This is a genomic window from Filifactor villosus (assembly GCF_042652965.1).
Lineage (GTDB): Bacteria > Bacillota > Clostridia > Peptostreptococcales > Filifactoraceae > Filifactor > Filifactor villosus.
Genome location: NZ_JBHSHL010000042.1, coordinates 19,166 through 37,716, shown reverse-complemented (window position 1 = coordinate 37,716; position 18,551 = coordinate 19,166). Strand labels below are relative to the sequence as shown.

Annotated in this window: 16 protein-coding genes and 1 other annotated feature (1 of these 17 cut by a window edge); all 16 genes read right to left on the bottom strand. The window is 43.3% G+C overall.

The window, feature by feature from the left end:
• Positions 1 to 108 precede the first annotated feature (108 nt).
• Positions 109 to 726 carry a glycerol-3-phosphate 1-O-acyltransferase PlsY gene (gene plsY / locus ACFO4R_RS09215; protein ID WP_379788803.1) on the bottom strand — a complete coding sequence of 206 codons (618 nt, stop codon included), beginning with the start codon at positions 724 to 726 and terminating at the stop codon, positions 109 to 111.
• A 3-nt stretch (positions 727 to 729) separates the two neighbouring features.
• On the bottom strand, positions 730 to 2,043 hold the full coding sequence (der, locus tag ACFO4R_RS09210) for a ribosome biogenesis GTPase Der (RefSeq protein WP_379788802.1): 1,314 nt from the start codon (positions 2,041 to 2,043) through the stop codon (positions 730 to 732).
• A gap of 291 nt (positions 2,044 to 2,334) precedes the next feature.
• Positions 2,335 to 2,709, bottom strand: a complete 375-nt coding sequence (locus tag ACFO4R_RS09205) for a zinc ribbon domain-containing protein (RefSeq protein ID WP_379788801.1) — start codon at positions 2,707 to 2,709, stop codon at positions 2,335 to 2,337.
• 362 nt (positions 2,710 to 3,071) lie between these two features.
• Complete coding sequence (locus ACFO4R_RS09200; RefSeq protein WP_379788800.1) at positions 3,072 to 3,806, bottom strand: YARHG domain-containing protein; 735 nt, start codon at positions 3,804 to 3,806, stop codon at positions 3,072 to 3,074.
• A 48-nt stretch (positions 3,807 to 3,854) separates the two neighbouring features.
• On the bottom strand, positions 3,855 to 6,167 hold the full coding sequence (locus tag ACFO4R_RS09195) for a zinc ribbon domain-containing protein (RefSeq protein ID WP_379788799.1): 2,313 nt from the start codon (positions 6,165 to 6,167) through the stop codon (positions 3,855 to 3,857).
• 765 nt (positions 6,168 to 6,932) lie between these two features.
• Entirely contained in the window at positions 6,933 to 7,952 is a 1,020-nt protein-coding gene (locus ACFO4R_RS09190) for an electron transfer flavoprotein subunit alpha/FixB family protein (RefSeq protein WP_379788798.1), read from the bottom strand.
• A 60-nt stretch (positions 7,953 to 8,012) separates the two neighbouring features.
• Positions 8,013 to 8,798 (bottom strand): electron transfer flavoprotein subunit beta, encoded by a 786-nt coding sequence (locus ACFO4R_RS09185; protein ID WP_379788797.1) that lies wholly within the window; start codon positions 8,796 to 8,798, stop codon positions 8,013 to 8,015.
• An 18-nt stretch (positions 8,799 to 8,816) separates the two neighbouring features.
• Positions 8,817 to 9,956: an acyl-CoA dehydrogenase gene (locus ACFO4R_RS09180; RefSeq protein ID WP_379788796.1), complete on the bottom strand. Its 1,140-nt coding sequence runs from the start codon at positions 9,954 to 9,956 to the stop codon at positions 8,817 to 8,819.
• A 324-nt stretch (positions 9,957 to 10,280) separates the two neighbouring features.
• Positions 10,281 to 11,456, bottom strand: coding sequence for an acetyl-CoA C-acetyltransferase (locus tag ACFO4R_RS09175; protein ID WP_379788838.1), 1,176 nt, complete (start codon positions 11,454 to 11,456; stop codon positions 10,281 to 10,283).
• 80 nt (positions 11,457 to 11,536) lie between these two features.
• Positions 11,537 to 12,379, bottom strand: a complete 843-nt coding sequence (locus ACFO4R_RS09170; protein WP_379788795.1) for a 3-hydroxybutyryl-CoA dehydrogenase — start codon at positions 12,377 to 12,379, stop codon at positions 11,537 to 11,539.
• Between the two features lie 109 nt (positions 12,380 to 12,488).
• Entirely contained in the window at positions 12,489 to 13,268 is a 780-nt protein-coding gene (locus ACFO4R_RS09165) for a short-chain-enoyl-CoA hydratase (RefSeq protein ID WP_379788794.1), read from the bottom strand.
• Positions 13,269 to 14,070: 802 nt separating this feature from the next.
• The gene (gene rplT, locus ACFO4R_RS09160) at positions 14,071 to 14,424 is read right to left on the bottom strand and encodes a 50S ribosomal protein L20 (protein ID WP_379788793.1); all 354 of its coding nucleotides are present in this window, start codon (positions 14,422 to 14,424) and stop codon (positions 14,071 to 14,073) included.
• A 25-nt stretch (positions 14,425 to 14,449) separates the two neighbouring features.
• Positions 14,450 to 14,647, bottom strand: coding sequence for a 50S ribosomal protein L35 (gene rpmI, locus ACFO4R_RS09155; protein ID WP_379788792.1), 198 nt, complete (start codon positions 14,645 to 14,647; stop codon positions 14,450 to 14,452).
• 23 nt (positions 14,648 to 14,670) lie between these two features.
• A complete protein-coding gene (gene infC, locus ACFO4R_RS09150) occupies positions 14,671 to 15,219 on the bottom strand; it encodes a translation initiation factor IF-3 (RefSeq protein ID WP_465254262.1) in 549 nt (182 codons plus the stop codon).
• A 151-nt stretch (positions 15,220 to 15,370) separates the two neighbouring features.
• Positions 15,371 to 16,132, bottom strand: a complete 762-nt coding sequence (locus tag ACFO4R_RS09145; protein ID WP_379788791.1) for a GNAT family N-acetyltransferase — start codon at positions 16,130 to 16,132, stop codon at positions 15,371 to 15,373.
• Positions 16,133 to 16,187: 55 nt separating this feature from the next.
• On the bottom strand, positions 16,188 to 18,119 hold the full coding sequence (gene thrS / locus ACFO4R_RS09140; RefSeq protein ID WP_379788790.1) for a threonine--tRNA ligase: 1,932 nt from the start codon (positions 18,117 to 18,119) through the stop codon (positions 16,188 to 16,190).
• Positions 18,120 to 18,370: 251 nt separating this feature from the next.
• Positions 18,371 to 18,551 (bottom strand) — a binding site (T-box leader) (it continues 20 nt past the right edge of the window).

Genomic DNA, 18,551 nt, shown 5'->3' with positions numbered 1-18,551 from the left:
CCGAAAATATATCTGTCCGGGAAAAACGGAAGTTCTTCCGCTGTTTCAAATTATGCGGTATTGTCTTTAGTGTCTCCTTCGTTGTTGCGTTCTTTAGACGAATGAGTTTTATTCGACCTTCTCACCCAGTTTTCTCTCGGTTTTGTTTTTGAGTCTTACAATATTGCTTCGGTGCGTAAAGGCAATAAAGACCGATAGCAGGATCGCCACTGCTAAAGGGATTCCCCTCGCTCCGGTCGCTATCATCAACACGGTGTAGAGAAAGACTCCCGTCATCGCTCCCAAGCTGACATAGCGTGTTTTCCAAATAACCAGAAGGGCAATAATCAGTGCAACCAAGACAAGGTAGGGTGCCAAGACGACAATCGAGCCGATCGAAGTGGCAACTCCTTTTCCTCCTTTGAACTTCAAAAGAGCGGGAAACACGTGGCCCACGATCACAGCCAGAGCACAGAGGTATCCTATCTCGATTCCGCCCAAGCGGTAGCCCATATAGGACGCCGCCGATCCCTTTAAGGCATCGATGAGAAGTACGATCACGGCCGCCTTCTTGCCCATATAGCGAAGGGTGTTGGTCGTGCCGGCGTTGCCCGAACCGACGGTGCGGATGTCGATGTTCTTCCGCCTCTTTGCCAAAAGATAGGAAGGTGAGATGTTCCCGACGAGGTAGGCAATGAGGATCAACAAAAGCACGAATTTCCAATTATAGATTTCCCAAAATGACATCGATTAGCTCCTTTTTTCCCGTTTAAAAAATACAATCGGCGTTCCTTCAAACCCGAAGTTCTCACGAATTTTGTTCTCCAAATATCTCTGGTAAGAGAAGTGAAAGAGGTCCTTATCGTTGATAAAGACGCTGAAGGACGGCGGCTGGACGCTAACCTGTGTAGCGTAGTAGATCTTGAGTCTCTTGCCCTTATCGGAGGGAGGTTGGTTCATAATGACCGCTTCTCCTATGACATCGTTGAGAAGCCCCGTTGCGACCCTCTTGATCGATTCCGCGTAGACGAGGTTGATCATCTCTACAATCTTATCGAATCTCTGCCCCGTAACCGCGGAGATGAAGATGATAGGCGCATATGTCATAAAGGGCAGCTCTTCCCGAATAGATGCGGTATATTCTTTGACACTGTTGTTATCTTTTTCGATCAGATCCCACTTGTTGACGACGATGACGACGGCCTTGCCCAAGTTGTGGGCGATCCCTGCGATCTTGCTGTCCTGTTCGCTGATCCCTGTCTGTGCATCGATGATCATAAGGACGACATGAGCACGTTCGACCGCGGCATAGGAGCGGATGACGGAGTATTTCTCGACATTTTCATCGATCTTGCTCCTCTTCCTTATTCCCGCCGTATCGATGAAGAGGTATCTTTGTTCGTTGATGGTAACATAGGTATCTATCGCATCCCTCGTTGTGCCTGCAATCGGGCTGACGATGACCCGTTCTTCTCCAAGAGTTCGATTGAGGATGGAGGACTTGCCGGCATTGGGTTTGCCGACGATGGCGACCTTAATCAGATCTTCGTCCTGCTCGGTATCGGCATCCGCATCGAAGTGCTCGATTACGATGTCGAGGAGGTCCCCTATCCCAAGTCCTACTGCTGCGGATATCGCTATGGGTTCACCGATCCCAAGCTCATAAAAGTCATAGAAGTCCTCGGGCAGATTCTTATTATCTACCTTATTTACGACCAAAACAACAGGTTTCTTCGTCTTTTTCAATTGCAGGGCGATATCCCTGTCCTGAGGCGTTACTCCGTCCCTTCCGTTGACGACGAAGAGGATGACGGTCGCCATATCCATCGCAAGCTCCGCCTGCTGTCTCATCTTTGCGGGAATAATCTCATCGGACTGCGTGTCAATCCCTCCCGTGTCGATAACGGTAAAGTACTTGGACAGCCACTCCGCCTCCCCGTATATTCTGTCGCGTGTTACTCCCGGCGTGTCTTCGACGATGGCTACGCGACTTCCTACCAATTTATTGAACAATGTCGATTTGCCGACATTGGGTCTTCCTACGATTGCAACAATAGGACGCATGATCTTCCTCCTTCTCTCCTCCGATTTTTCTACCCGTTCTTTTTATTATATCATAGATTTGATCGAAGGTTTAGAATTATTTATAGTTCAAGCCTTCTGCCTGTCCACAAAAAATCTCTATGCTTATCTTTTCGTTATGATAACCATAGAGATTTCTGTTTGTTCCGACTCAAGCCGATAGCACAAAAACATCGACCGACTTCACAGTATGTTCAACAAGAGATAATATGTGGAAGTCATTGCTCACAAAGCCACCTCCACGCTATCTCCGAGTTTGTCCTGCACTTTTACTTAAGAAAGTTTGCTTCCACATTTTTTGCAGAAGTTCATCGTCGCTTCGTGCGGCTCTCCGCAGTTGGGGCAAAATCCTTTTTGCTTGGTTCCCAAGATCTCATGCTTTTTCTTCCTAAGTTCTTCTATATTCTCGTTACACTCCAAAATCTTCTTTTGATTTTGCAAAATCAGCTCCAACTTATCTTTAAAAGATTCCACAGAAACATCCTGGTGATCCGCCCATGATCTAAAGACAAAGTTTCCGATTTCTCTCTCAAGGAGGGCGATCTCCTCATTCAAACTGTCTATATGAGTTTGAATCTTCTTTTCTTCCAAAAAAGTCGAGGTTGCGACATTGAGGGTCGTCAATCCCTTCGAAAAAATATCCGCCATTTAACATTCTCCTTCCTGTCCGGTCCGGTTTCTCTTTTGAAGAAAAAGACCTTATATCCATATAAAAAGCAAGATTACACCGGTGTAATCGCATATTGATAGTTACCCTTCGTTTGTGTTTTTATCATAATACAAACGAGTTAACCGCACAGCTGAAATCGGTAAGAATATCGATGTGTGAAAGCACCGGCTTTTTGCCTGATTTTAATGCTCTTGGAAATACTTGCTCAACTTATCCTGTCCAAAAGACTCTGCTCCATTCTTCTCCTATATGAAACTTCTCCCTGTCTCCTTTTCTTTAAAGTCAATGCTCGAAACAGGGAGCTTTTCTACTTTCAATATTCGTTGTGGTCTTATATTCATTAAGGCATGGAGTTCTCAACCGATTTGATCAAGTCGAGGTTCTTTCGCTCCACATCACTGAGTTTTACCATCTTATCGAACTCATCGGCCTCTATCAGGGGCATATACCATTCCTGACTGTTGAAGTAATCCTGTAGGGCCTCATCCTTGAATTTTCTTCCATGTCTTGCATAGATTTCATTTCTTGCAATTCGAAGTTGTTCTTTGCTCAAACCGTAGAGGTCTTCCTTTGCCAAGTAACGCACCGCACTGTCCGAGATCATAAAACCTGCCATTGCAGAATTGGGAGGTTGGCTCGGTTGGATTCCGTTTTCAATGGACTGTCCCGGTTGAACTTCGGTTTTAGACGGTTGTTCGGCTCCGGATGTTTCTTCCTGTTCCTGTGACATTGAACCTTCTTCCTTTGAATTCGACGAAGTATCCTCCTCTTCTTTCTTTTCATCATCATCCTTTGATTTTTCCGTCTTCCATTCCGTTTCCTCATGCTCTACCGTTTTGTTTGAGGAGAAGGGACTTGGGAAATTCTTGAATACAAAGTAGCCCATTCCTGCTATTAGCGCAATGATCAGCAGGGACAGAAGAACAAAGAGAAGGTTTACCAAAATCCCGCTTTTTTTGCTTTTTGCGGGTACTTCTCTCTTGCCGCTTACACTATTATTCGCAACAGGAGCACCGCATTTTGTGCAAAACTTTGTTTCTTTCGATATTGTGTTTCCGCATTTTGTGCAAAACATACAATCGCCTCCTTGAATCTATGCCCCCGATACAGGGGGCACCGCTCCTTATTCGACATGATCGACAATCATTTTTACATCCGTATCCAAGGGTTTGAGTTCTTTTCCGTTAAAATATTCCAGATCTCCTTCCATTCGATCACGGTTATAGTCTCTCAACACAACGATGGATCTTTCATCGAAGAATGAGAAAAATTCGACATCATCAGCGATTTTTTTCCTATCCTTTCCTTTCAAGAGGAAGAGATCCCCCTCCGACAAGACCAAGATCCCGGACTTATCCTTTAAGAAGCGTACTTCTCTTACTTCTTCTGCCAAAAGCTCTCCATTACGATAGAAGTCTCCCGAAAACACAAGGCTTTCAAAAGAATCCGGACGATTCTTAAAGTAGTATACATTTCCATCTTCGATGGAATAGATATTGTTTACATTATCATCCTTTTCGGTGACGGTTCCGGCATCTTTGTCGCTTAGTGAAATGGACACCAGTGCATCTTTAGCTTCTTCCGTATCGATCAGTTTGTTTACAGTGGCATAGAGCTCTGTTCCCGATACTTCATAAGGATAGATGTAGCTCACATCCTTATCCACTTTTAACTCAATATCTTTACCCGCCATGTTTAAGAAAGGTTTTTTGACCGCTTCCCGAAGAGTCCAGAGTTGGCTCTCCAAATACCCTTCATATGTGATCTCGGAGAGTTTTATTTTATTCTCGGTTTCCGTATCAAGAGCATAATAGATGATATAGTACTCCGATTTTTCCTCGTTGAACTGTTCTCCTCCTATCATCAAAACATCTTCTTTAATAAGTTGTTTATCTTTGCCCGTGTAGTAATAAAGTTTTGAACCGTCCAGCTCCAAGGTCTTCCTCTGCAAAGAAGTTCTCAAACGATCCCTCTGCTGTTTTTCATCATAGAGCCTTTTGTCTTCGTAGTATTTATCATCGACTGTTGTATAGGTGTAGGAGAAAAATCCTTGGGATGTTTCCGTTTTTTCATAGTCTTTACGGTTCGGCTCCTTCATTGCCGCATCCTTCGCTTTCATATCATCGATGACAGCATCCATCGCCTTTATTTTGATCTTATTGCTCTGCGTATAGTAGAAACTCTCCTTGTCAAAATCTATAGAGTAAACACTTTCCACATCATCGACAAGTTTTTCTTCATCCTTCAAATTTCTGATCATATACAAAGCATCGTCTTTTCGAATCAACAGCTTACTGAAGTCTTCACTGTGAGATAGAAGTGCAGTGATATCATCTTCCAATTCCACCTTATCCTTCTTCATCCGGATGTCTTGATAATAAAGGGAATACTTAACCTCTGAAGAGGCGGAAGCGGACTCGGGCTCCGTCCACAGGATGATTTTTTGATCCTTATCGAGGAGATAGTCCATTACTCCGGAAGCGATCTTCTCCCTGTTTTTGAGATCCGACAGGTAGAGGTTCTCATTTTTTATATAGAGGACCTTGTTGTCGTCTGTTACGATATAGGATTCAACATCATCGTCGATCTCCTGTTTCTCTTTATTTCCTATCTTGTAGGAGAGGGTGAAGGTCCCGACCATCGTGTTGTAGTCTTCAACGATGAAATTGATTTTACCGTCCTTGCTCTTCAACTGATAGAGATAGTTCCAACCGTATACTTCCTCAACACCTTCTTCAAGATAAATGTTTTCGGCATAAAGAACAGGTTCCGTTTTTTTGCTATCCGGTTTGATACAATACATCTCACTTCCCTTGAGATAGTAAACCTCTTTTGCAGCCTTCCCCTTTCCGAATCCTGAAAACAACTGCCTTACCCCCTGTACCCCCACAAAGACGAGAGCAAGGACAACAAGCACAGCCAAGATCTTCTTAACAGGCAGAGCCTTCTTGGAATTTTGTGAAGAAAGCAAGGGTTCTTCCGATAGAGGTTTTCCGCAATTTTCGCAGAACATACCTCCTGCTTCCATCCTCGTTCCACAGTGGCCGCAGAAGACAAACTCCTTCTGGACCACAAGCTCCTGTGATACGGGAACTTCTTCAACTGTAATCCCGTGCATCTCTATATGTTCATCCGGCGGTTGTTGCGCCTCAAACATCTCTTCTTTGGCAGCGGAGGAAGCCTTCTCATCCGTCTCTTTCTCAAGGTTTATCTTCGTTTTAAGATCCGGCATTTCAACAACGGTTTCTTCTTTGACATCCTCCTGATGTATTGCTTGATCTACCTCTTGTATAGGCTCTTGGGCAAACGGTTTTTCTCTCTCAACTTCCTTGTTCGGCTCTTCTTGAAACTCCAGTTGCTCCTCTATCTTTGTTCCACACTGCGTACAAAACAAGGCACCTTCTTCAAGTTTAGCATTACAATTTCTGCACTTCATAGTCTACCTCCATCCGCTTTATGTCGCTTTTGATATCTTCTCTCCAAAATACCACCCTTTCAAACTTTAACTTCCTCTATGTTTTCAAAAGGCAATGGAGTACAAAACAATACATAATTTTTTTAAGCCCTTTGTACTCAAAACCAAGGCAATGATTACAACCTCATATTCTCGACATCCCTCTTCCCGGTATTGTTCAATCAAGGTGTATAAATATCTCACTCTACAGACTAACTACCTTCTCAAAGTCCATAGAGTACAGTTCCTCGATACCGAATTACAGCATGCCCTAAAACCGCAGTCATCACCTTTCGAATCTTCTTCCAAACAGTTACAGGTTCAATCGGAAAAAACAAGAATTGATTTTGAAACACATTGTTTGAGCCTTGTGGACACGAGCTTCCTATCCCTTCAAGTATATTTTTTATGGTGGAAGATATCGTTTATCTATGTATAATATTAAGTCATTTCAATTCTTATGTCAACTTTTTTATACAACGGCATACAGACGAAGAGAAGATCTGAAGCAGGATCGAACGGACTTTTTTCATTTCAATTGAATAATAGAGCAATACCGCACAAATGTAATACTACTATCCTTTTAAATCGTGGATATAAACAATCTGTGACCCATAGAAGACAACATAGTTTTTCGTCATTGAAAAATAGATATATCCATACTTCTATTGAAAAATAGTATAAAACAAAAGATCCGATAAAAAAAGACCTGTGTACACAGGTCTTTTTACAAAAGTTTTATTTGGTTTATTTGCTTTCTTCAGCTGCCTTCATTTTCTTAAGTTCTTCTGTCAACAAGGGCAGAATCTTGTGAAGGTCTCCTACTACTCCTACATCTGCAACTTCAAAGATCGGTGCTTCAGGGTTTTTGTTGATCGCAACGATGAAGTCGGACTCTTCCATACCTGCCAAGTGCTGAATCGCTCCGGAGATACCGCAAGCCATATACAGGGTCGGACGAACGGTTTTTCCCGTTTGTCCTACTTGACGCTCCTTAGGCAACCAACCGCTATCGATGGTTGCACGAGAACCGGATACGTTTCCGCCCAATACTTCTGCAAGATCTTCCAAAGGTCCCAACTTGTCGGCTCCACCGACTCCACGACCTGCAGATACAAGGATCTCCGCTTCTTCGATGTTGACACGTTTTTGGGTTTCTTTTACTTCTTCAATGATCTCAACGTTCATGTCCACATCGGTAAACTCAACGTTCAAGTCGATCATTTCACCTGTTCTGTTTGGATCTGCATCCAGTTTTTGCATAACCCCCGGACGAACGGTAGACATTTGAGGTCTGAAGTCCGGACAAGCGATGGTAGCCATGATGTTTCCTCCAAAAGCCGGACGAGTCATCAAAAGGTTTTGAGTTCCTTCTTCGATAGCCAGACTTGTGCAGTCTGCGGTCAAACCTGTATGCCATCTTGCAGATACTCTGGGAGCGAGGTCACGTCCGATGGAGGTTGCTCCGAAGAGTACGATCGCAGGTTTTACTTTTTCGATCACAGCGATCATCGCCTTCGTGTAAGGCTCGGTCACAAAGTAGTGAAGCATCGGATTGTCCACTCTTACTACCTTGTCCGCTCCATGGGAAATCAATGTGTCTTTAAGTCCCCCTACATTGTCTCCAATCAGTGCCGCAATTACTTCCTGTCCCAATATATCAGCCAATCTTCTTGCTTCTCCTACAAGTTCCAAAGCAACTTTTTGTAGTTCTCCGTCTCTTTGCTCCGTGAATACCAAAACACCTTTAAAATCTGAAAGGTTCACAAAAATCCCTCCTATATTCAACATTTAATCGTTTTCATTCGTACAGTTTGTTCCAATGCCTTAGAAAATATATTTTTCATGAAGTTTTTCGACAATCAATTTTGCCGCATCTGCCGGAGCAAGGTTGTCAAACAGTTTTCCTGCCGTTTTTGCTCCCTTGGTAAAGGATTTTTTAACCTTGGTCGGTGAACCTTTCAATCCCAGGTTGCTCGGATCTACATCAATATCCGCCGCTCCCCAAACTTCAACTTCTTTTTCACCGTATGCATCAAAGATTCCCGATACTTTCATATATCTGGGCTCATTCAGTTCTTTCAATGCGGTGATCAGGCAGGGAGTTTTTACTCTGATCAAGTGATATCTGTCTTCAAAGTGTCTCTTGATTACAACTGCGCCTTCTTCCAACTTAATGTCTTCTGCATAAGTTACGGAAGGTAATTTAAGGTGTTCTGCGATTTGAGGTCCTACCTGTGCGGTATCTCCGTCAATCGCCTGACGTCCTGCAATGACCAAATCATACTCCAACTTCTTGAGTGCTCCTGCAATAGTTGAGGAAGTCGCCCAAGTGTCCGCTCCTCCGAATGCTCTGTCGGAAACAAGGATGGCTCTGTCCGCTCCCATTGCCAGAGCTTCTCTAAGCGCAATGTCGGCTTGTGGAGGTCCCATGGAAAGAACGGTTACTTCCGCTCCTGTCTCATCTTTGATTCTAAGAGCAGCTTCCAATCCCGCTTTATCGTCAGGGTTGATAATGGACGGTACTCCGTCACGGATCAATGTATTTGTTTTCGGGTCAATCTTAACTTCGGTTGTATCCGGTACTTGTTTTATACAAACTACGATCTTCATTTGTCATGTTCCCCTTTCTTATTTCAATAAACTTCCTGCAATAACCATTCTTTGAACTTCTGAAGTTCCTTCGTAGATCTCGGTTATCTTCGCATCTCTCATCATTCTTTCAACCGGATAATCTCTTGTATATCCGTATCCACCAAACAGTTGAACTGCTTTTGTCGTTACATACATTGCGGTCTCTGCTGCAAACAATTTAGCGGTAGCGGCATCCACGCTGTAAGGAAGTTTGTTCTGTTTTTTCCAAGCTGCCTTGTAAACAAGGTTTTTAGCAGCCTCCACTCTTGCGGACATATCTGCCAGTTGGAATTGTGTGTTTTGGAATTTGGACAACGGACGGCCGAACTGTCTTCTCTCTTTTACATAAGCAACTGCCTCATCCAAAGCTCCTTCAGCAATTCCAAGTGCTTGAGCAGCGATACCGATACGTCCTCCGTCAAGGGTCTGCATTGCAATCTTGAAGCCTTTTCCTAATTGTCCAAGAAGGTTTTCTTTAGGAATTCTGCAGTTTTCAAATACAAGCTCTGCGGTTGCGGATCCTCGAATACCCATTTTCTTTTCTTTCAGTCCGAAGCTGAATCCCGGAGTTCCTTTTTCTACGATGAAGGCCGAAATTCCTCTTGTTCCTTGAGATTTGTCTGTCATAGCCATTACGATATAGGTATCCGCATAGATTGCGTTTGTAATGAAGATCTTTGTTCCGTTAAGAACCCACTCATCTCCATCCAAAACAGCTGTGGTCTGTTGTCCCGCAGCATCTGTTCCTGCGTTGGGCTCAGTCAAACCGAAGGCACCCAATTTCTTTCCGCTGATCAGGGGTGCAAGGAACTTTTGCTTTTGCTCTTCCGTTCCGTGCTCATAAATCGGTGCACAGCACAGAGATGTGTGTGCCGAAACGATAACTCCCGTAGTAGCACAGACCTTGGAAAGCTCTTCTACAGCCATGATGTAAGCAAGATAGTCTCCGCCTTCTCCTGAATACTCTTTGGGAAAGGGGATTCCCAAGAAACCGGCTTTTTGCATCTTAGCTACGGTCTCTTCCGGAAATCTTTCCTCTTCATCAACGTCTGCGGCAAGCGGCTTCACTTCGTTTTGAGCGAATTCCTGCAACATTTGTTGCATTAAAATATGTTGTTTTGACAAACCGAAATCCATGTTTTTTCCTCCTTAATTTTGGATAATATATTGAATTTGTTGTAAAATCTTGTTGTTGTTTTATGTAAAACCATTTCACAACATATACTCTATTAGTATATAGCTTATTGAGAAAATTTCCAAGCTATTTTTAATATTTTTTTAACAATATTTCAATATATCTCCCTGAATACTGATTTTTGGCAATAATAGTCAGAATTATTCTTTTCGGACTATATTTTCTGTAAATTGTTTTGCAATTATTAAAAGATTTTTCTGTAATTTTGAGCAAATAGTAAAATACTGCACTTTTTCAAAAAAGTGCAGTATTTTACTTTTATTTTACTATCTTCTTACGATAAGAGAGGTTCCCATTCCTCCGCCGATACAAAGAGTTGCAAGACCGTGCTTAACATCTCTTCTCTTCATTTCATGAAGAAGGGTCACAAGAATCCTCGCTCCGGATGCACCGATCGGGTGACCAAGAGCAATCGCTCCTCCGTTTACGTTCAATTTTTCTCTTGGAATGTTGAGATCTTTGACTACTGCACAGGATTGTGCCGCGAACGCCTCGTTCGCTTCGATCAAGTCCATATCATCGATCGTAAGTCCGGCTTTTTCCAATGCTTTTTTGCTTGCCGGAACAGGTCCGATTCCCATAATACTCGGGTCAACCCCTGCACTCGCGTAAGATACGATGGTGGCTAAAGGAGTAATTCCAAGCTCATCCGCTTTTTCTTTGGACATAATGACAAGCATTGCAGCTCCGTCGTTGATACCCGAAGCGTTACCTGCCGTTACACTACCGTCTTTTTTGAAGGCGGGCTTTAACTTTGCAAGTTTTTCCATTGTCATTCCGGGTTTGATAAACTCATCTTTCTCTACGACAACATCGCCTTTTCTTGTACTGATGGTGTAAGGTACGATTTCTTCCACAAACTTTCCTTCGTTTTGAGCCGCTTCCGCATGTAACTGAGACGCCAATGCAAGTTCATCCTGCTCTTCTCTGCTGAGTCCCCACTGCTCGTTGATGTTTTCTGCAGTAATACCCATATGATAGTGGTTGAATACGTCGGTCAATCCGTCATTAACCATGGTGTCAACGATACCCTTATCTCCCATTCTCGCTCCCCATCTTGCATTCGGAATGGTATAAGGAGCCATGCTCATATTTTCGGTTCCTCCGGCAAGGATGATATCCGCATCTCCCGCTCCGATGAGCTGAGCAGCCAAGGACACGGTTCTAAGTCCCGAACCGCAGACCATATTAATAGTCATCGCCGGTTTTTCGATAGGAATGCCGGCTCCCAAAGCAACCTGTCTTGCAACGTTTTGTCCAAGTCCTGCGGACAATACATTGCCGATGTAGGACTCATCGATCATCTCCGGTTTGATGTTTGCTCTGCTGATTGCTTCTTTTGCCGCTGCAACTCCCAAATCTACAGCCGGAACATCTTTAAATGCTCCTCCGAAACTTCCGATAGCCGTTCTTACGGCACTTGCGATTACAACTTCTCTCATACTCATACTTCCTCCTTAAAATTTGATACACAATCTGGCGATTGTACTGCTTTTATATTACTCCAAGTCTCAAAAATTTTCTAGTGATAATCGTAGAATCCTTCTTTGGTTTTTCTTCCGAGTTTTCCTGCACGAACAAGTTTGCGAAGCAGGGTGTGTGCTCTGTACTTCGGATCTCCGAACTCGTTGTAGAGTACATCCATGATCGCCAACACGACATCCAAACCGATCAAGTCTCCAAGCTCCAAAGGTCCCATCGGATGGTTCGCACCCAGTTTCATAGCGGTGTCGATCTCTTCTTTGCTCGCTACACCGTCTGCCAGAATACCTACAGCTTCGTTGATCATGGGGATCAGTACCCTGTTTACAACAAATCCCGGTGCTTCGTTTACACTGACAGGGGTTTTCCCAATCTCTTGAGAGATTTGGTATACCTTGTCATGAACCTCATCACTTGTTACTTGACCCTTGATAATCTCAACAAGTTTCATCATAGGAACAGGATTGAAGAAGTGCATTCCTATGATTCTGGACGGATTTTTTGTAGGTGCCGCAATTTCCGTAATGGAAAGTGAAGATGTGTTTGTTGCAATAATGGCACTGTCTTTTGCAACTTCCTCGATCTGTGCAATAAGCTCGTGCTTGGTAGGCATATCTTCCGCTACTACCTCAATAAACAGATCGGCGTCTTTGCATTCGTTGAAATCCATTGTGTAAGTAATCTTGGCCAAGGCGTCATTTCTCGCCGCATCTTCCATCTTTCCTTTGGAAACGAGTTTTTCCAGATTTTTCTCGATTCCTGCCCTGGATTTTTCGATGGAAGACTCTCTTCTACCTCTCTCAATAACTTCAAATCCCTTTACAGCAAAAGTTTGAGTAATTCCACTAGCCATTGTACCCGTTCCGACTACACATACTTTCATGATACTTCCCTCCATTTTACATGCTTTGTTTATTTGTCGGAGCAAAGACGAAAACCGTCCTCTACACTCCATACCACACTATTTCAAAGGTGTGCTCCAATCGTTGTGTCTATTGCTTTTTAAAGACCGGAGGTCTCTTTTCCAGAAAGGCCTTCATTCCTTCTTTTTGGTCTTCGGTCGCAAAACACATCCCGAACAGGGCAGCTTCGTAGTACACTCCCGTCTCGATATCGGTCTCGATACCGCGGTTGATACACTCTTTGGAGTTTCTGACAGCGATCTGCCCTTTTGATGCAATTTTTTTAGCCATTTCAAGCGCTTTGTCCATAAGTTCTTCCGGCTCGACGACTTTGTTGACCAAACCTATACGATGGGCCTCATTCGCATCGATGATATCAGCCGTATAAATCAATTCCTTCGCTATTCCAAGTCCTACGATCCTCGGCAACCTCTGAGTTCCGGAAAATCCGGGGGTAATTCCCAAACCTACTTCCGGTTGACCGAATTTCGCCTTGGAGGAAGCAATACGAATATCGCAGGCCATCGAAAGTTCACAACCACCACCTAAGGCAAACCCGTTTACAGCCGCTATTACCACTTTGTTGAGCAGTTCTATTTTGCGAAATACCTTTGCACCCGCAATCGCAAACTCCTTACCTTGCTCCGCATTCAGAGTGCTCATCTGCGAGATGTCCGCTCCCGCAACAAAGGCCTTGCCTTCTCCGGTCAAAATCACAACATCGATGTCATCGTCCGCCGCTATGTTGTCAAATGCCTGATTCAGTTCTTCGATCACTTGAGAGTTGAGAGCATTTAATGCTTTAGGATTATTGATCTTTACAATACAGATCCGTTCCTGCTTCTCAACCGATACTTTTTCAAAGTTCATGGCTACTCTCCTTTCCAAACTTCTCTCCTTTACCCTTTCATTATATGATAACCATAGAAATATTCCAAGGTTATTTTAAAATTTCCATGATTATTTTTTCATTTTTCTAAAATTATTCGTCAAGATTGTTGTTTTAAATGTGTAAATAAAGAAAAAACCAACAATCTTTTTATTACAAATGTACTGAAAAGCTCTCCGTTTTAATTTTTCAAAGTTTCGATGTTCGATTTGTTGCGATATGTATCCTTCCGCATCGAAAAAACAATACACGCACAATTCCTCTCACCGCGCAAGTCCGGTTAAAGAGCAACGATACCTACTCTTAAGAAAACACCTCACAGTACAAAATACCGCTATACTATTATCTATTTGAACTTTTGGATATCATCCGGCACCCTTTATTCCCACGGGCGAGAAAACAAACTTTTGTGTTTGCAGGTGCAAATATAACTTCACTTCCAGCGAATAGTAGTATAACTGCTACACAAGCGAGAGGTTCTCGTTAATGCTGTATCTATTAAAATTGACAGGTTAAACGCTTTGAAATATATCCTCCTCATACTATTATTCCTTTGAATTGTGGATATAAACAATCTATGACCCATAGAAGATAAAACAGCTTCTCGTTGTCAAAAAACAGATATATCCATGCTTTTATTGGAGAATAGTATCAAATTGTTTTTTTGGCAATGATAGATGTTTCATACCCGACATTTCAAACGGAGAATAGTATAAACAAACCTCTTCGACAATGTGTAATAAAAAAAGGTCGCTGTGAATAAAATCACAACAACCTTTTCCTCTATGCCGCTTTTTTTGCAACTTCAACTAAACCTGCAAAGCCTTGCGGATCATGAATCGCCATTTCAGAAAGCATTTTTCTGTTCAAGGTAATACCCGCTTTTTTCAATCCGTTAATAAACTTGCTGTAGCTCATGCCGTTTGCTCTGGCTCCGGCATTGATCCTTTGGATCCAAAGCTTTCTGAAGTCTCTCTTCTTGAGTTTTCTTCCCACATAAGCATGGCTCAATGCCTTCATTACAAATTCATTTGCAGGCCTAAAGGATTTGGATCTCGCTCCTCGGAATCCCTTTGCAAGTTTCAATATTTTTTTATGTTTTTTCTTCGCGTTTACCGCTTTTTTTACTCTAGCCACGTTACATCCTCCTCACAGTTAAATTTTATAGATAGGGTAATAATCTCGAGATACGATCCTGATCGCCTTTTGTTACAATGCCGGACTGTCTCAGGTTTCTCTTTCTCTTAGCAGTCTTCTTTGTAAGGATGTGGCTCTTGTAAGCTTTTCCTCTTTTCAGTTTCCCGGAACCGGTCATCTTAAATCTTTTTTCTGCACCTCTATGGGTTTTCATCTTTGGCATGATGTATCCTCCTTATGATATTTTTACTTTTTATTCGGTTCAATCATGATGACAAGATTGCTTCCTTCCATTTTGGGTTTGTCAACAGGTGTACCTTTTTCTCGAATCAATTCAACAAATTTTTCCAGTACAGTGAATCCTATGTCTTTATGTCCCAATTCTCTTCCACGGAAACGCACCGACACCTTCAGCTTGTCTCCGTTATCCAAGAACTTCAATCCCATCTTCGCCTTTGTCTTAAGGTCGTTTTCTTCTACAAAGGGACGAAGTCGTAATTCTTTAAGGACAACAATTTTTTGTTTCTTCTTTGATTCTTTCTCTCTCTTAGCCGATTCATACTTATACTTTCCGTAATCCATGATCTTACATACAGGCGGATTTGCATTGGGCGAGATTTTGACCAGGTCCAATTCTTTAGCTGTGGCAATTTCCATCGCCTGTCTGGATGACATGATGCCTAACTGCTCGCCGTCTTCTCCAATCAACCGTACTTCTTTATCACGAATTGCTTCGTTAATTTGTTGTTCTTTTATAGCGATACACCTCCAATATAAACTACGATTTTGCCGCACAAAAAAAGGCGGACAGCATAGCAATCCGCCTTATATCCATAGTAGACAATAAGAAATCTAATCCAGATATGAACCATACGAACACTTTCGTTGTATGGTGAGAGACGGATATCCCTGCTTGATTAACTCCTATATTGTACTATGTGTAGTTTTACTTGTCAAGTATATTTTTATATCTCTGCCAATAGTGATAGGCATTTTCAAAACCGATACGGTTGAAGAGCTTGTTAGCCGCTTCGTTCTCGACATCAATGGGAATGATGACATGCTCGATCTCATTTTTGAAGGCATAACTGAGCATACTCATGACCAATCTTCTGCCATAGGACAGACCTTGATACCGAGGTGCCACGACTACGTCACGGATGGCGAAGATCCCCCTGTCCATGGCCGCATAGGCAAGCCCTATCATCGTATTTTGCTGCATCAGAGTAAAGTAATAAAAATCCTCCTGCGAGCGTCTCATATTGTCAACAAAGATGTTTAACTGCTCCGCCTTCATCCCGTGAAACTCCCTATACCTGTCCACCCAGAAAGATTCCAGAGACGATTCGGCAAAGACTCCGTTCTGGATGAAGGTGGCAAAGGTGAAGAGTTCTTTTTGGATCTTACGGATGTCCATATATTTGACCGAACCCTCATTAACCTTCTCATAACCCTGCTTGAACAGTTCTTCGTCAAGCATCCGATATTCCTCCGTGTAGAGGATACGGTAAACGGGCTTCCTTCTTTTTTTCGAGAGCAGACCCTCGATATACTCGATCCTGTCTGCAAGGGAGGTCTTCTTATCACCTATGGCATGGATCATACACGGATGTTGGTTCGAGAGCATTTTTATGAGGAAGTCGTTTTCAAACAAATCTGCAACAGAAGGATCGGAGTTCAGCAGTATCTCCTCGCACAACTTGATCATGAATACCATCCTTTCTGACGGAAGAATAAGCCTGAAATGCAGATCCGTGTTCCGACTATTCTTCTTCTTTTTTGATAGAGTTGCGTCTTTCTTCTATCTCTTCAACGATCTTAGATAGGAAATCATCCAACTTCATCTGCCCCAGTTCTCCGTCATCTCTCGAACGAACGGATATCACACTATCCTGTACTTCTTTTTCTCCAAGGACCAACATATAAGGTATTTTTTGAAGTTGCGCTTCCCTTATCTTGTATCCGATTTTTTCCGCCCTGTCATCCAGTTCGACACGGATACCCTTACTATAGAGTATATCATATACTTCCTTGCAATAGTCCATATATTTATCGGAAATCGGCAAAATTTTCACTTGGACAGGCGATAGCCATACGGGGAACTTTCCTTCATAGTGCTCGATCAAAATTCCTATAAATCGTTCGATACTTCCAAAAGCGACGCGGTGGATCATGATCGGTCTGTGTTTTTCTCCGTCCTGACCGACATAGGTCAAATCAAAACGTTCAGGCAACTGGTAATCCAACTGAATGGTTCCGCACTGCCAAGTCCTTCCGATGCAGTCGTTCAAGTGGAAGTCGATCTTGGGACCGTAGAAGGCTCCGTCTCCCTCATTGATGATATAGGGAAGACCCAATTCATCCAGAGCTTCTTTTAAAGAAGCTTCTGCCTGATCCCACTGCTCGATCTCGCCCATAAAGTCCTCGGGTCTCGTCGAGAGCTCCACGTGGTAGCTGAAACCGAACTTCTTATAGACCTCATCGATAAGTTTCGCAACTCCTTTGATCTCGTCCTTGATCTGACTCTCCAACATAAAGATATGCGCATCGTCCTGAGTGAAGGCACGGACTCTCATCAAGCCGTGAAGAGCTCCGGAAAGCTCGTGACGATGAACTCTTCCCACTTCCCCCATCTTTATCGGGAAGTCCTTGTAAGAACGCATTTCCGTCTTGTAAGTCAACATACAGCCGGGACAGTTCATCGGTTTGATTGCAAAATCCTGTTCGTCGATTTGAACGGTGTACATATTCTCCTTGTAGTGGAACCAGTGACCCGAAGTCTCCCAAAGCTGTCTGCTCAAAATGATGGGGGTTTCGATCTCCACATAGCCGTCCTTATAGTGGATCTCCCTCCAATACTTCATCAATTCATTTTTAAGAACAGTGCCCTTGGGCAGGAAGAACGGGAAACCCGGACCTTCTTCCATAAGAGTGAACAAGCCCAACTCTTTTCCTATCTTTCGATGGTCTCTTCGCTTAGCCTCTTCCAAGAAATTCAAATAATCATCCAACTCTTTTTTCTTTTCAAACGAGATTCCGTACAATCTTTGTAGTTGTTTATTTGCCTGGTCCCCTCTCCAGTAGGCTCCCGCTACGCTCATCACCTTGAAGGCCTTGACTTTCTTTGTACTGGGAAGGTGGGGACCGCTGCACAGATCCACATACTCTCCCTGCTCGTAGAAAGAAATGTTTTCTCCCCTGTCCTCGATGTCCGCAATCAACTCTACCTTATAGATCTCGCCTCTGTCTTCCATCAGTTTTTTAGCTTCCGCCGGCGGAAGTTCGAATCGTCTGATCTGAAGGTCTTCTTTTACGATGTTCTTCATTTCCTTCTCAATCGCTTCCAAGTCTTCGGCAGTGAGTTTATGCTCCAGATCGATGTCGTAGTAATAACCGTTGTCCAAAGCGGGACCTATCCCGAATCTCGCGTCGGGAAAAAGACGCTTCACCGCCTGTGCCATGATATGTGTCGAAGTATGCCAAAACACATCCTTTCCTTCCGCATCTTCAAACTTCAAAAATTCCACATTGGCGCCGTCAGGAACTTCAGCTGTCAGATCCCTCACCTCTCCGTTGATCTTTGCTGCAACCGCACTCCTTGCCAAACCTTCGCTCAAGGCGGAGGCAACTTCTATCGCCTTTACTCCGTGTTCAAATTCCTTCTTGCTTCCATCTTTCAATACTACTTGAATCATGGTGATTCCTCCTTTTTCTTTTTTATTCTCCCGATTTACCAAAACATATTTTGTACTGAGACCTGATCGAAACGCAACAACGTCCTCCCCGCAGAGACGAAAATCGTCCCGGTATCAGCGGAGTACAATCCATTGATATAAACCATTTAGACAGGTAAGAGTATTAGATGTTTTTTACAAAGCTCAAAGCTCGTACAGGAGTTTATCTGTCTTTCCACTTCCAAATAAAAAAATCCCACGAACAAAACTGCTCATGGGACGATGATATCGTGGTTCCACCCAATTTGGGACTCTTTTAGCTGTAACGGGCATACCCGTATCTCTTAGGCGGTCTTGCGCGGTCGAGAAAGGCTGGAAGGCGGTCTTCACAAAAGCTTTTGTAGGAGTTTTCACCGACCACTCCCTCTCTGAACAAAACATCTTCTGCTACTC